Source organism: Pseudomonas sp. BS-2016, assembly GCF_001806145.1.
GTDB lineage: Bacteria > Pseudomonadota > Gammaproteobacteria > Pseudomonadales > Pseudomonadaceae > Aquipseudomonas > Aquipseudomonas lundensis.
In genome coordinates, this window is the sequence record NZ_MLCT01000018.1 from 284,748 (window position 1) to 299,736 (window position 14,989).

The 14,989-nt window shown below is 57.8% G+C and carries 8 protein-coding genes; 5 read left to right on the forward strand and 3 right to left on the reverse strand.

All coding sequences use genetic code 11. From position 1 onward, the window contains the following. The first annotated feature begins 2 nt into the window (after positions 1-2). The 4 genes from BKD70_RS09895 (at position 3) to msrA (ending at position 7,386) form a co-directional block, all read left to right on the forward strand. Positions 3-2,210: a lipase family protein gene (locus BKD70_RS09895; protein WP_047273051.1), complete on the forward strand. Its 2,208-nt coding sequence runs from the start codon at positions 3-5 to the stop codon at positions 2,208-2,210. Positions 2,211-2,402: 192 nt separating this feature from the next. Further along, positions 2,403-3,791, forward strand: coding sequence for an alkaline phosphatase D family protein (locus tag BKD70_RS09900; RefSeq protein WP_047273050.1), 1,389 nt, complete (start codon positions 2,403-2,405; stop codon positions 3,789-3,791). Between the two features lie 183 nt (positions 3,792-3,974). After that, positions 3,975-6,668 carry an EAL domain-containing protein gene (locus tag BKD70_RS09905; RefSeq protein ID WP_047273049.1) on the forward strand — a complete coding sequence of 898 codons (2,694 nt, stop codon included), beginning with the start codon at positions 3,975-3,977 and terminating at the stop codon, positions 6,666-6,668. Positions 6,669-6,735: 67 nt separating this feature from the next. After that, positions 6,736-7,386, forward strand: a complete 651-nt coding sequence (gene msrA / locus BKD70_RS09910; RefSeq protein ID WP_047273048.1) for a peptide-methionine (S)-S-oxide reductase MsrA — start codon at positions 6,736-6,738, stop codon at positions 7,384-7,386. Between the two features lie 190 nt (positions 7,387-7,576). Here the strand turns inward: msrA and BKD70_RS09915 are convergent, their stop codons facing one another. From BKD70_RS09915 to putP, 3 genes are all read right to left on the reverse strand, one after another. Next, entirely contained in the window at positions 7,577-8,413 is an 837-nt protein-coding gene (locus tag BKD70_RS09915; RefSeq protein WP_047273047.1) for a 23S rRNA (adenine(2030)-N(6))-methyltransferase RlmJ, read from the reverse strand. 89 nt (positions 8,414-8,502) lie between these two features. Continuing rightward, positions 8,503-8,844 (reverse strand): hypothetical protein, encoded by a 342-nt coding sequence (locus BKD70_RS09920; RefSeq protein WP_047273046.1) that lies wholly within the window; start codon positions 8,842-8,844, stop codon positions 8,503-8,505. A gap of 227 nt (positions 8,845-9,071) precedes the next feature. Further along, positions 9,072-10,559: a sodium/proline symporter PutP gene (gene putP, locus BKD70_RS09925; protein ID WP_047273045.1), complete on the reverse strand. Its 1,488-nt coding sequence runs from the start codon at positions 10,557-10,559 to the stop codon at positions 9,072-9,074. Between the two features lie 457 nt (positions 10,560-11,016). Here putP and putA point away from each other — a divergent pair, with 457 nt between their 5' ends. Further along, positions 11,017-14,970 (forward strand): trifunctional transcriptional regulator/proline dehydrogenase/L-glutamate gamma-semialdehyde dehydrogenase, encoded by a 3,954-nt coding sequence (gene putA / locus BKD70_RS09930; protein ID WP_047273044.1) that lies wholly within the window; start codon positions 11,017-11,019, stop codon positions 14,968-14,970. The last annotated feature ends 19 nt before the right edge of the window (positions 14,971-14,989 follow it).

Here is a 14,989-nt window from a genome sequence, read left to right on the forward strand (position 1 = left end):
CGATGGCTATATTTCCATCAATAGATAGCGATGAAAGATCCACTTTTCAAAGCAACATACTTTCCTGCCCATCGAAAGAGCAATGGATAAGTTTCCAGCTTGTGGATGAAAACGGAAATGGTGCTCCCTATGCAGGGCTTTGTTACAAACTTATGGATAGCACTCTTGTGCAATACGTTGGGGTTCTGGACTCAAAAGGCTCCGCGAAAATCCATGATTGTTATAAAGGACCAGCAATACTCCACTTCGACTCTCTACATTCTGCTTTAGAGCAACCCTATCGACACTTGGCTGACAGATACTTCTACCCGCTCCCCATCACCGAACTCCAAGTCCGAGCAGAAAAAACCCATTTTTTCCACAAAGACGGCTTCCGTACCGAACACAACCCTGCCAATAAGAACGACGGCAATTTCATTCAGGTGGAGGTTCGCGACCTGGTTAAAAACGGCGCGCATTTACCGCCGGTGGTTGACCGTCACTACCCGCCCAAAAAAGTACTGCTTGATGCAGTGGCCCAGTTATCGCCGGGGCAAGACGCGTCCGACCTGTACGGTGTCGGGCTAATGCCTAATCGCCATACTGTGCTGGAAGTTCGCCCTCTGCGTGCCTTCAGGCCCCTGCTTTCAACCGCGAATGAATTCAGCGCCTTGAATTTGTATCAGCTCTCCATCATGGCGGGGCTGAGTTATTCGGATTTCGGCCAAAAGCCGCCCGTCAGGCCTACCCATACAGTCGAATTCAAATTTAACCCCAGTGTTGGCAACTTTTTCGGGGATGCCCTGGCAAACTTTCGCCAAAGCTGGAGGGTCGAAAAAGACCAATCTTCGGTCACCCGCTATTACCCTCTTTATGAAGAGGTGCCCTACTCCAAACGCTTCGAAATCCTGCCCTTCGACCCCACGCTTTATGAAAGCAATTTACCGGAGAAAGAAGAAGAGCAAGAGCACCCGGCCAATCTTCATTTTTTCACCGATCACGATGAGTACTTGCTGAGCGGTAAAAGCACACAGGCCTATATCACACACCATGATGAAATCATCCTGATCGGCATACGTGGCACGCTTGAAAAGGCAGACTGGTGGCGTGACGCCGATGCTGAACAAGTGCCTTTTGAAGAGGGTACAGGTCATGTTCACCACGGTTTTTACGATGCCTATAAAGCCCTGAAAAATTTCATAAAAAAATATCTTTCCCAATTCTATACAGGTCAAAAAATCATCATATCGGGCCATAGTTTGGGCGGGGCAATTGCACTGATCCTCGCCGAGGCCTTGCGCAACGATAAAGAGCAACAGTACGACATCCTCCTCTACACCTACGGCGCGCCACGCGCGGGTGATGCGGCTTTCGTCGAGGCCGCCAGGCCGCTGGTTCACCATCGTATGGTCAACAACGACGACGTGGTGCCCAGCGTACCCGCGCCCTGGATGAATGCCCGGCGTACCATCTGGCTTCCGGGGCTCGCTTCGCTGTTTGTGATCAACCCGGTGATGGCCATTTTGATTTTTGTCGGAGGCCTGGTGCGGGTCGGCGGCAAACCGTATGAGCATCACGGCACGTTGCACCACTTCATGCCCGTGCGTTTCGGCGCCGAGGAAAAATCTTCCATTCTCTGGAACCCTGGTTGTGCCTCTATCGAAGAGGCCGCTTGCACCCGCGCCCTGGCCAAGGACGGGGATCTTCCTTGGCGCGGTGGTTTGATCCAACAGTTCATGAGTTTTGGGGATCACAGTTTGGCGGGCTCTTACATCCCGTTCTCATGGGCCACCTTGCGGCGCTGGCAGCAAACCGAGAAAGACAGTCAGACGGTGGTCACCAACCGTGAGTACAGGCTGGTCAGTGAGGCGCTGCAAACCATGCGCAAACAGGTGTTGAACAAGAGCAGAGAAGCCGCCGACACCAAGGGGTATGCCAATAACGAGCCCGACTACATTCAGACCGTCAACGACTATTCAGGCGAGTACGGCAAGCTGGGCACGGCCCTGCAACGCCTCAAAACCCAGAACGATCGTTACCTGACCCTCAAGGATGTCTACGGCACGGCCGCGCAGTCTGACCAGTTGCAACCCACGCTGGATCGCTGGATGGCCCAGCGCGAGAACCAGGTGCAGGTGCAAATCGCGATGATCCCTCAGCTCACGGGGTATGACTTGGAGGTCGCTTCAGCCGGGAAGCCATATTTCCTGGACTTAGACTCCATTGTGTAACGCCTCGCCAGCAGCCCGGTTGCGCCAGTCACCGGGCTGGAGGTTGTGTTTTGCGGTGTTCATATCGATAGGATCACACAGGCGCTGATCGCTGCGGCCTACAGCGCGCGTCGAACTCACGGACAGGTCATCCAGTGGGGCCACTTCTATGTTTAAAAAAGGATTTTTTTAAACATCAGAAAGGATTTCGATGTGAATGGACCCACTGTCGGCCCAATTCTGGGCTACACCACTGCTCACCATGCGCGCATTTTTCTGCGCGGCGCCCCCAGCCAGGATTACCCGGTTTTCGCAGGCATTCGGCACCGTAAACGCGGCGAATCGCTGTGGTCTTCGGGTGTTTACTCAAAGCTCGATGACGCCTACGACATGTCCGACACCCTGGTGCTGGACAACCTTGAAGCCGACACGCCCTACGAATACCAGGCGGGCTGGTTCAACACCACGCACCCCGACCACACCGCCGAAACCGTGGCAAAGATACCGCTGGAATGGCCACAAACCGTTTATACCTTCAAGACTGCAAGCACCGAACGCAATCGGGCACGTCGTTATATCGTGGGGTCTTGTCGCTACCTCAGGCTCACCTTGGGCGTGCCATCTGCGCCCGAACTCGGGGACGCCATTTTCAGCGCGATTCAGTCGCTGTCAGCCCACCAACCGCTCGATGCGCTGCTGATGATCGGCGATCAGGTCTACGTTGATGATTTGAACATCGTGGCGCCCGACCGTGATTACCCCTCCATCGCGCACAAATACCGCTGCGCCTTTTCTCAGCCTCACATCCGCACCTTAATGTCGGGCACACCGACGTACATGATTCTCGATGACCATGAAATCGAGGATAACTGGCCCGCCAATCAAAGCAGCACCGACAAAGCGCTTTATCAAAATGCCATCCGTGCTTATGAAATCTATCAGTGCAGCCATGGCCCGGCGCTTGAGCGGCTGCCCGACGGACAAATCAACCGAAAGGCATCGCGCTATTGGTACTCGTTTGCCGACGGCGACAGCGACTGGTTTGTCATGGATTGCCGCACGCAGCGCACACTTAAGGACAGCAACAAACGCATGCTGGGCGTCGAGCAGGAAAACGCGTTACTTAAATGGCTGATCCAGAGCCCGGCCAAAGTGAAATTCATTGTCAGCAGCGTGCTGGTCTTCCCCGACCAAAACAAACATGGCGACGATGGCTGGCAGGCTTACTCAGCCCAGCGCACACGTCTTCTTGAGACCATTCGTACCAACAAGATCAAAAACGTCATTTTTGTATCCGGCGATATTCATGGCTCATTGACCAGCCAATTGCGGCATAGCCAAGACCCTGACTTCCTCGTACACAGCATCGTTTCTTCGCCACTGTGCAACTCAAAAATGCTGCCCTACGCCAAAGCCAACAACCTGATCTTCGACCGCCCCTTGGCCACCAACAGTGCCGGCGCTTATGAGGTCTCAATGACCAGCCGCATGATCAGCGAAGACAATTTCGCTTGCCTGACGCTGCAAGCGGACCAGTTAAACGTGGACTTTCACGATAAAAAAGGCAGAAAAATCGAATCCGTGACCCTCGCCCTGATGTGAAAGTCATAAATCTGAAACGTACGACAGTCGGCATGCAGGAATGGGACTGCCTGCCGATAACCCCATATAGCACTTAGCCTGCATGCTCACTTGTCAGCGCAGTGAGCATGATGCAACCTTGCTCAAACCGCAGTAACAGGCGCCAGCCCATGCGTTAACAGCATTTGTGAAGCGAGTTTCCCGATGAAAAGCCAACCCGATGCTGTCCCGCGAGCGGCAGCCGAGGTCGTCACGCAGTTACCTGTGCCTTCCCGGCTCGGGATGCTGCGTTTCGAGCGGCTTAATGACGCCAGCTGGGCACTGCTTTACCTGGACCCTAATTGCGAGCGCCAATTCGGCTTGCCGGCCGTGGAGCTGTGTTCGTTGCTGGGGTCGCCTTATGCCAGCCTGATGGAACCGCAAGCACGCTACCGGTTGCACGACGCAATCCAGCTCCAGTTGGGGGTCAACCCGTATTACGTGGTGCATTACACCCTGCACACCTCCTTGGGCGCGCTGAGCCTGATGGAACTGGGCGAAGCCTACAAACAACATAATCGGCACCTGTTACGTGGCTACCTGCTGGTGGTTGAGTCGGCCGTCAACAGCGCCCCCCCGGTGCCGCTGGATGATCTCGAAACCCAGAACTCCCGCTTGCAGATTGCCCTTGAACTCAACCAGCGCGCCCAGCAAGAGCAACTTCAGCATCTGGAACGTGTCCGCGCCCAGCAAGACTTGATCCTGCGCCTGGCCCGCCATCGTTATAGCCAGAACAACTCCCTGCAAGAAGCCGCGGAGCTGATCACCCGCAGCGCCTGCGACATCTATCAAATCGACGGCGCCAGCCTGTGGAACCTCGAAGGCAACCGCCTGCTGCCTATTTCCGCTTACGAGCGCGAAAGTAATGCCTACGTCGCCCACGATATTTTCGATGCCAGTGACTTCCCGGATTACCTCGAAGCCCTGCACACCAGCCGCTCAATTGACGCGCAAAACGCCACCCGTGACCCACGCACCCGCGAACTGGCTGCCAGCCTCAGCCGGAGCGATGTCAACGCCATGCTCGACGCCAGTATCCGCATCGATGGTCAGGTGGTGGGCGTGCTGTGCCTTGAGCAAACAGGCAGCACCCGCGTGTGGCAGTCCGATGAAATAGCCTTTGCCGGAGAGCTGGCCGACCAGTTCGCGCAGGTCATCAACAATCACAACCGGCGCACGGCCACCAATGCGCTGCATCTGTTCCAGCGGGCCGTGGAACAAAGCGCCAATGCCTTCTTGCTGGTCAATTGCGATGGCGTGGTGGAGTACGTAAACCCCAGTTTTACAGCCATCACCCAATACAGCACCGAAGAAGTGCAGGGTCACAAACTGTCCGAGCTGCCCGCGCTGGAGAACCTCAGCGAACTGCTGTTCGACGCGCAATCGAGCCTGAGCAAAAGCAACAGCTGGCAAGGCGAATTCAAAAGCCGACGTAAAAACCTGGAACCCTACTGGGGGCAACTGTCGATTTCCAAGGTCTACGGCGACAACCGCGAGTTGACGCATTACATCGGTATTTATGAAGACATTACCGAGTCCAAACTGTCCCAACAACGCATCGAGCGCCTGGCCTATACCGACAACCTGACGAATCTGGGCAATCGCCCCGCCTTCATTCGCAACCTTGATGAACGCTTCAACCGTCACGATGACGCCCCGCTTTGCCTGCTGCTGGTGGACATCGACAATTTCAAACGCATCAACGACAGCCTCGGTCACCAGACCGGCGACAAACTGCTGATCAGCCTCGCACGCCGCCTGCGCAATAGCCTGAGCCCTAGCGGCAGTCTGGCGCGGTTTGCCAGTAATGAGTTCGCGGTGTTGCTCGACGACACGGACCTTGAAGCCGGCCAGCAGATGGCTTGCCAGTTGTTGATGACCCTCGACAAACCCATGTTCGTCGACAACCAGTTAATCAGCGTGACCGGCTCGGTAGGCGTGGCCAGCGCACCGCTGCACGGCCGCGACCCGCAAACCTTGATGCGTAACGCAGGCCTTGCCCTGCACAAAGCCAAAGCCAATGGCAAACATCAGGTTCAGGTGTTTACCGAAGCGCTGAACGCCGAAGCCAGCTACAAGCTGTTCGTCGAAAACAACCTGCGCCGCGCCCTGACCCAAAACGAGCTTGACGTCTTTTACCAGCCCAAACTGTGCCTGCGCACAGGCCGGTTGCTGGGGATGGAAGCGTTGCTGCGCTGGAACCACCCGGAGCGCGGCATGATCCGCCCGGACCAGTTCATCAGCGTGGCCGAAGAAACCGGCCTGATCATCCCTATCGGCAAGTGGATTGCACGTCAGGCCTGCCGCATGAGCAAGCAGTTGAGCGCCGAAGGCCTGGGCAACCTGCAAGTCGCCATTAACCTGTCGCCCAAGCAGTTTTCCGACCCCGACCTGGTTGCCTCGATTGCCAGCATCCTCAAGGAAGAACAACTGCCCGCGCGTTTGCTGGAGCTGGAACTGACCGAAGGCCTGCTGCTCGAAGCCACCGAAGACACTCACCTGCAGCTCGACCAACTGAAAAAACTGGGCCTGACCCTGGCCATGGACGATTTCGGTACGGGCTACTCATCGCTCAGCTACTTGAAGAAATTCCCGATCGACATCATCAAGATCGATCGCAGCTTCATCAATGAGATCCCGGACAACCAGGACGACATGGAAATCACCTCGGCCGTGATCGCCATGGCGCACAACCTCAAGCTCAAAGTCGTGGCCGAGGGCATTGAAACCGCCGAGCAACTGGCCTTCTTGCGCCGCCATCGCTGCGATGTGGGCCAGGGCTACCTGTTTGACCGACCGATTCCTGGCAGCGAACTGGTGGAAAAACTCAAACGCTACCCGCGTGGCCCTCTGGACTGACAGCGCCGCAACACTCGGGCACACTGGCGGTCTACATTTTTACAAACTGACTGAGAGGGCTTGAAACATGGTCTTGCGCTCGGAAATCCTGGTGAATAAAAACGTGCTACCTACCCCTGAACAAGCCCTGCCGGGCCGTGAAACGCCTATGGTGCTGCCCGAAAAGCATTTCGTGTTTGAAAACACCCCGCTGCTGGGCCCTTTTATTGGCAATGTCGGCTTTGCCATTTTCGGCCTGGGTTGTTTCTGGGGCGCGGAACGCAAGTTCTGGCAAAAAGATGGCGTGGTCAGCACCGTCGTGGGCTATGCGGGCGGCTCGACCCCCAACCCGACGTACGAAGAAGTGTGCTCGGGCCTGACTGGCCACACTGAAGTCGTGCTGGTGGTCTACGATCAGGACAAGGTCAGCTATGAAGCACTGCTGAAAATGTTCTGGGAACTGCACGACCCGACTCAGGGCATGCGCCAGGGCAACGACATCGGCACCCAATACCGTTCGGTGATCTATTGCACCACGCCTGAACAACTCGCACTCGCCCAGGCCAGCAAAGAGGCCTACCAGGCCGAACTGACCAAAGCAGGTAAAGGCACCATCACCACTGAAATTGATGAGGCCCCGACGGTGTACTTTGCCGAGGCTTATCACCAGCAATACCTGGCCAAAAACCCTGAGGGTTATTGCGGGATTGGCGGCACAGGCGTGACCTGCCCGATTTAAAGCGCCATAACGCGTTAACCGTGTCACACCCGTCGCAGCCTCACGCAGCCTCACGCAGCGCGTCACCGACTACAGACACCCGCCACCCTGTGGTCGCTGCCACGCTGCGTGAGGCTGTGATTCGATACCGCCGCCGACTGCGCCCACCCACCACACACCGCCCTGACCGTCAGTGTGTGCGGGCGATGCCTTATTCCGCGATCAACCATTCCATCTGCCAGCCGCCCTGGGTTTGCCCCAGTTTTTTGGCCAACCACGGCAACAGCTCGCGCAGCTCTTCTTCCAGGCCCCAAGGCGGGTTGGCAATCGCCAAGCCCGAGCCATTGAGGCTATTGGGCGTGTCGAGCGGGTGGACAAACAACTCCACCTGCAACAGTTTCGGCGCGCCTGAACCCGCCAAATCCTGATAAAAGCGACGCAGCTGACGCTTGTCCTTGATCGGATACCAGATGGCTACCACCGTCTGACGCATCCGGCTGATGGCCTCTTTCAACGACTCGGCGCAGCGTTTCATTTCGTCGAGCTTTTCGAACGGCGGATCAATCAGCATCAACCCACGCTTTTCGGCCACGGGCAGCAGCGCACGCGGCACATGCCAGCCTTCCCCCAAATGCACCGCAACCCGACGATCGCCCTTCATGTTGTCTTTGAGCAACACACCGTCTTCGGGGTGTTTCTCGTTCAACAACACGCGGTCCTGAGAGCGGGTCAAACGCCGCGCCAATTCAGGCGAGCCCGGGTAGTAACGCAACTCACCGTCCGGGTTCAGCTTGTGCAGCACTTGCATGTAATCCGCCGTCACGGCGGGCAAGTCTTTCTGCCCCCACAGGCGTGCAATGCCCTCCAGGTACTCGCCAGTGCGAGTGGCCTGATCCCCTTGAAGGTCGTACAACCCAATGCCCGCGTGGGTATCCAGGTAGGCAAAGGGCTGCTCTTTACGCGACATCAAGGCGATGAGGCGGGTCAAAACAATATGTTTAAGGACGTCGGCATGGTTGCCGGCGTGGAAGGCGTGACGATAGTTCATGGTTGCTCCTGCGCAGGGGCCGAAGTTTACCCTGTGCAGCCCATGTCGTCAGGCGTTATGCCGCTCCCTGCGCTCGACGGCGGCTCCCCTCAGATGGCCTGGGGTTCTAGCACCAGTTGTTGAAAGCTGGGCGCGTCGTTATGCCAGGCAATCGAAAAGCTCTGATCGGCATCCGCCACCACCACGGTGCCATCCAGTACTTCAACCCGAATCCCATAGTGCCCAACACCGTCGGGGGTATGGTCATCATCGAAGTTGAACGCAAAATTCCAGGGCTCTCTGATCGAGGTGGGTTCGCTGATCATCCCGAGTTGCTTGCGAACACCGTTGGGCAACACGGTAAACAGCTGAATCGTCCAGACATACTGGCTCTGGAACTGAAACGGTATTTTGTGCAGCGATATATCGCCGCGAATGACTTTCCTGCTCATTAACAACCTCCTTGAGTGAACGCTCGAACGCGAGCGCTGGTGCAAGGCTAGTCGTTGAATCACGGGTTAAAACAGGCTCAGACGCTTCGTCAAAATCTCCAAGACCCCTCCTACGGCGCGCCTTCTTGAATTCCGTGCCTGTTGAGGTTGTGGATAAAAAAACGGCCCGTGTCCAAAGGAGACGGGCCGTTTTCAGAGGCAGTGACTTGAGCCCAGGCTCAATCCACTCACTGGTTCAGCTTGAAGTCTTTCTCGGCCGCATCGAAACGCTCGACCATCATCTTGCTCGGGCCTTTGCCCATCGCGCTGACCGCCAGAATGGCGATGCTGGCGAAGATGAAGCCCGGGATAATTTCGTACAGACCGAGTAGCTCGAAGTGCTTCCACACGATGACGGTGATGGCGCCCACCACGATACCGGCCAACGCGCCGTTACGGGTCATGCCTTTCCACAGCACAGAGATCAGAACCACGGGGCCGAACGCGGCACCGAAGCCTGCCCAAGCGTAGCTCACCAGGCCCAGAACGCGGTTGTCAGGGTTGGCCGCCAGTAAGATGGCGATCAACGCAACCACCAGCACCATGGCGCGACCGACCCACACCAGTTCTTTTTGCGAAGCGTTTTTACGCAGGAAGGCTTTATAAAAGTCTTCGGTCAGGGCGCTGGAACACACCAGCAACTGGCAGCTCAAGGTGCTCATGACGGCCGCCAGAATGGCCGACAGCAATACACCGGCAATCCATGGGTTGAACAGCAACTTGGCCAGTTCAATGAACACGCGCTCAGGGTTTTCGGTCACGGGACCGGCCACTTCAGGGTGTGCCGAGAAGTAAGCGATACCGAAGAAGCCCACAGCAACCGTACCGGCCAGGCACAGGATCATCCAGGTCATGGAAATGCGACGCGCCTTGGCGATCGATTTCACGGAGTCGGCAGCCATGAAGCGCGCCAGAATGTGCGGCTGGCCGAAGTAACCCAGACCCCAGCCCATCAGCGAGATGATGCCGATGAAGGTTGTGCCTTTGAGCATGTCGAAGTTGCTTGGGTCTTGCGCTTCGATCGCCAGGAAGGTGGTATCCACGCCGCCGGTCGCCAACAGCACAATGATGGGCGTCAGGATCAACGCGAAGATCATCAGGGTGGCCTGAACGGTGTCCGTCCAGCTGACCGCCAGGAAACCGCCGACGAAGGTGTAGGCGATGGTCGCTGCAGCGCCCGCCCACAGTGCGGTTTCGTACGGCATGCCGAAGGTGCTTTCGAACAGGCGGGCACCGGCCACGATGCCGGAAGCACAGTAGATGGTGAAGAACACCAGAATCACGATGGCAGAGATGATCCGCAGCAGCCCGCTCTTGTCTTCAAAACGGCTGGCGAAGTAATCCGGAAGGGTCAGTGCATCGCCGTTGTGCTCGGTCTGTACCCGCAGGCGACCCGCCACAAACAGCCAGTTCAGGTAGGCACCGGTCACCAGACCGATGGCAATCCAGCTTTCCGACAGACCGGAAACATAAATCGCACCCGGCAAACCCATCAACAACCAGCCGCTCATGTCGGAGGCGCCAGCGGACAACGCCGTCACGACACTGCCCAAACTACGGCCACCGAGAATGTAATCAGAAAGGTTGTTGGTGGAGCGATAGGCCATAAAGCCAATCAGCACCATTGCCACGATATAGATCACGAACGTGATCAGGGTTGGGTTACTAACACTCATTGAATTAAGCCCTGGCATTGTTTTTATGTTTAGCAGCGGTCTGGTGGGACCTCACAAACGTCCTGTTTGAGACGAAGAACATAGCCGCGCATTTATAACTGACGTTTCCCCAGGAAAATCATCAGCCGATGAACCAAACAGTGAAGCGGTTGCACCTTAGCGGCGAATGCTATGCAACAAAGCAAATCAGGTGCAACCAGTTTTTGTCTGACAAGTTGCACCTTGTCGCCTTTTCATCTCAATTCGGTTTTTTTGCTCCTTTTCGGAGCAAGAACCGCACATAAGCAAAGAAAAAGCACCAACGCTGTGCAAAAAAATCCAGCCAAGGAAAATTCCTGACGAAGTGTCGAACAATCCTCAAAAAAACGGGTTGCACTAGGTTGCACCTCGTTGTGCGCGGAGCTAATCTTGCCGCCAGCTGCTGCCGCGCAAATGCGGCACCCATGAGGATAAAAATATGGCTACCACCACCCTTGGGGTCAAACTTGATGACCCGACCCGCGAGCGCCTGAAGGCCGCCGCGACTTCGATTGATCGCACGCCCCACTGGCTGATCAAGCAGGCAATCTTCAATTACCTGGAAAAACTCGAGGGTGGTGCAACCCTGACCGAGTTGAGCGGTATCCCTGGCGCGGCCAGCGATGACGCCGACGACGTGCAAACCGATCACGCTCACCAGTGCTTCCTGGAGTTCGCAGAAAGCATTCTGCCCCAATCCGTACTGCGCGCCGCGATCACCTCGGCGTATCGTCGCCCGGAACCTGAAGTGGTGCCGATGCTGATCGAGCAGGCCCGTCTGCCTGCGCCGATGTCCGAAGCCACGCAAACCCTGGCGGCCTCGATTGCCGAAAAACTGCGCAATCAGAAGAGCGCCGGTGGCCGTGCAGGCATCGTTCAAGGCCTGCTGCAAGAATTCTCCCTGTCGTCTCAGGAAGGCGTGGCCCTGATGTGCCTGGCCGAAGCGCTGCTGCGCATCCCGGACAAAGGCACCCGCGACGCCCTGATTCGCGACAAAATCAGCACCGGCAACTGGCACCCACACCTGGGCAACAGCCCGTCGTTGTTCGTCAACGCGGCGACCTGGGGGCTGTTGCTGACCGGCAAACTGGTCTCGACCCACAACGAAGCGGGCCTGACCTCCTCCCTGAGCCGCATCATTGGTAAAAGCGGCGAGCCGATGATCCGCAAGGGCGTCGACATGGCCATGCGCCTGATGGGCGAACAGTTTGTAACCGGCGAAACCATCGCTGAAGCCCTGGCCAACGCCACGCGCTTTGAGGCCAAAGGCTTCCGTTATTCCTACGACATGCTGGGTGAAGCAGCACTCACCGAGCTTGACGCGCAAAAATACCTCGCGTCCTACGAGCAGGCGATCCACTCCATCGGCAAAGCGTCGAACGGCCGTGGCATTTATGAAGGCCCTGGCATTTCGATCAAGCTGTCGGCCCTGCACCCGCGTTACAGCCGCGCCCAGTACGAGCGCGTGATGGACGAGCTGTACCCGCGCCTGCTGTCGCTGACCTTGCTGGCCAAGCAATATGACATCGGCCTGAACATCGACGCCGAAGAAGCCGATCGCCTTGAGCTGTCGCTCGATCTGCTGGAGCGTCTGTGCTTCGAACCACAACTGGCGGGCTGGAACGGCATCGGCTTCGTGATTCAGGCTTACCAGAAGCGTTGCCCGTACGTGATCGACTACGTGATCGACCTGGCACGCCGCAGCCGTCATCGCCTGATGATCCGCCTGGTAAAAGGCGCCTACTGGGACAGCGAAATCAAACGCGCCCAAGTTGAAGGCCTGGAAGGCTATCCGGTCTACACACGCAAGGTGTACACCGACGTGTCGTACCTTGCCTGCGCGAAAAAACTACTGGCCGTGCCAGAAGCCATCTACCCGCAATTCGCAACCCACAACGCCCAGACACTGTCGGCCATTTACCACATCGCGGGTCAGAACTATTACCCCGGACAGTACGAGTTCCAATGCCTGCACGGCATGGGCGAACCGCTGTACGAGCAAGTGGTGGGCAAAGTCTCCGAAGGCAAGCTGAACCGTCCTTGCCGCGTGTACGCACCGGTCGGCACCCACGAAACATTGCTGGCGTATCTGGTGCGTCGTCTGCTGGAAAACGGCGCCAACACCTCGTTCGTGAACCGCATTGCCGACCACAGCATTTCGATTCAGGAGCTGGTGGCCGACCCGATCGCGCAGATCGAGCAAATGGCTGCGCAAGAAGGCGGCTTCGGCTTGCCACACCCGCGCATCCCGTTGCCGCGCGACCTGTATGGCAGCGAACGCGCCAACTCCAGCGGCATCGACATGGCCAACGAACACCGCTTGGCGTCGCTGTCCTGCGCCTTGCTGGCCACTGCCCACAATGACTGGAAAGCCGCGCCGATGCTCGGTTGCGCGTCCAGCACTGAAACCCCGGCCCCTGTGCTCAACCCGTCCGATCTGCGTGACGTGGTTGGCCACGTGCAGGAAGCCACGGTTGAAGACGCCGATAACGCGATCCAGTGCGCCCTGAACGTTGCGCCGATCTGGCAGGCCACCCCGCCCGCCGAACGCGCGGCCATTCTGGAACGTGCTGCTGACTTGATGGAAGCCGAGATCCAGCCACTCATGGGCCTGTTGGCACGTGAGGCGGGCAAGACCTACGCCAACGCCATCGCTGAAGTCCGCGAAGCCGTCGACTTCTTGCGCTACTACGCCGTACAGGCACGCAACGACCTGACCAATGATGCCCACCGCCCACTGGGCCCAGTGGTGTGCATCAGCCCGTGGAACTTCCCGCTGGCCATTTTCAGCGGTCAAGTGGCTGCCGCGCTGGCTGCCGGTAACCCGGTACTCGCCAAACCTGCCGAGCAAACGCCGCTGGTGGCGGCACAAGCGGTGCGCATCCTGCTGGAAGCCGGTATCCCGGAAGGCGTCTTGCAACTGTTGCCGGGCCGTGGCGAAACCGTGGGTGCCCGTCTGGTCGGCGACGATCGCGTCAAAGGCGTGATGTTCACCGGCTCCACCGAAGTCGCCCGTCTGCTGCAACGCAACATCGCGGGCCGTCTGGATGCCCAAGGCCGTCCAATCCCGCTGATCGCTGAAACGGGTGGCCAGAACGCCATGATCGTCGACTCCTCGGCGCTGACCGAACAAGTGGTCATCGACGTGGTGTCCTCGGCCTTCGACAGTGCCGGTCAGCGTTGTTCGGCGCTGCGTGTCTTGTGCTTGCAGGAAGATTCGGCTGATCGCGTCATCGAAATGCTCAAAGGTGCCATGGCCGAATCGCGCATGGGCAACCCTGAGCGTCTGTGCGTGGACATTGGCCCGGTGATCGACGCCGAAGCCAAAGCCGGCATCGAAAAACACATCCAGGGCATGCGCGACAAGGGTCGCAACGTGTACCAAATGGCTATTGCCGACATCGAAGAATGCAAGCGTGGCACCTTCGTCATGCCGACCCTGATTGAACTCGAAAGCTTTGACGAGCTGGAGCGCGAAATCTTCGGTCCGGTGTTGCACGTGGTTCGCTACAAGCGCAAAGACCTCGACAACCTGATCGCGCAAATCAACGCATCGGGCTACGGCCTCACGCTGGGTGTACACACGCGCATCGACGAGACCATCGCCAAAGTGGTCAACAGCGTCAATGCGGGCAACGTCTACGTGAACCGCAACATCGTCGGCGCCGTGGTCGGCGTGCAACCATTCGGTGGTGAAGGCCTGTCAGGCACTGGCCCTAAAGCCGGTGGCCCGTTGTACCTGTTCCGCCTGCTGTCGACCCGTCCGGCCGATGCCATTGAGCAATCGTTCGCGAAAGTTGACGCCATCAGCGCGCCAGACACCCAGGCCCGCGAAGCCTTGAGCAAACCCCTCAAAGCGCTGCAAAGCTGGGCACAAAACAATCAGCAAGCGGCACTGGCCGAACTGTGCAGCGAGTTCGCCGCCCATTCGCAAAGCGGTATTACCCGCCTGCTGAATGGCCCGACGGGCGAGCGCAACAGCTACGCCATCCTGCCGCGCGAACACGTGCTGTGCCTGGCCGACACTGAAAGCGACCTGCTGACTCAACTGGCTGCCGTTCTGGCCGTGGGCAGCTCGGCGGTCGTGCCGGACAGCGAATTGGCCAAAGCCTTGCTGACCCGCCTGCCCAAAGAAGTACAGGCACGCATCAAACAGGTCGCTGACTGGACCAAGGACGAGGTGGTGTTCGACGCCGTGCTGCACCATGGCGACTGCGACCAATTGCGCGATGTGTGCCAGCAAGTGGCCAAACGTGCGGGCGCTATCGTCGGTGTGCAAGGTCTGTCCCAGGGCGAAACCAACATCGCACTGGAACGCCTGGTGATCGAGCGCGCCCTGAGCGTCAACACCGCTGCAGCGGGGGGTAACGCCAGCTTGATGACCATCGGTTGATGCCGTAACCGTAAGCTGA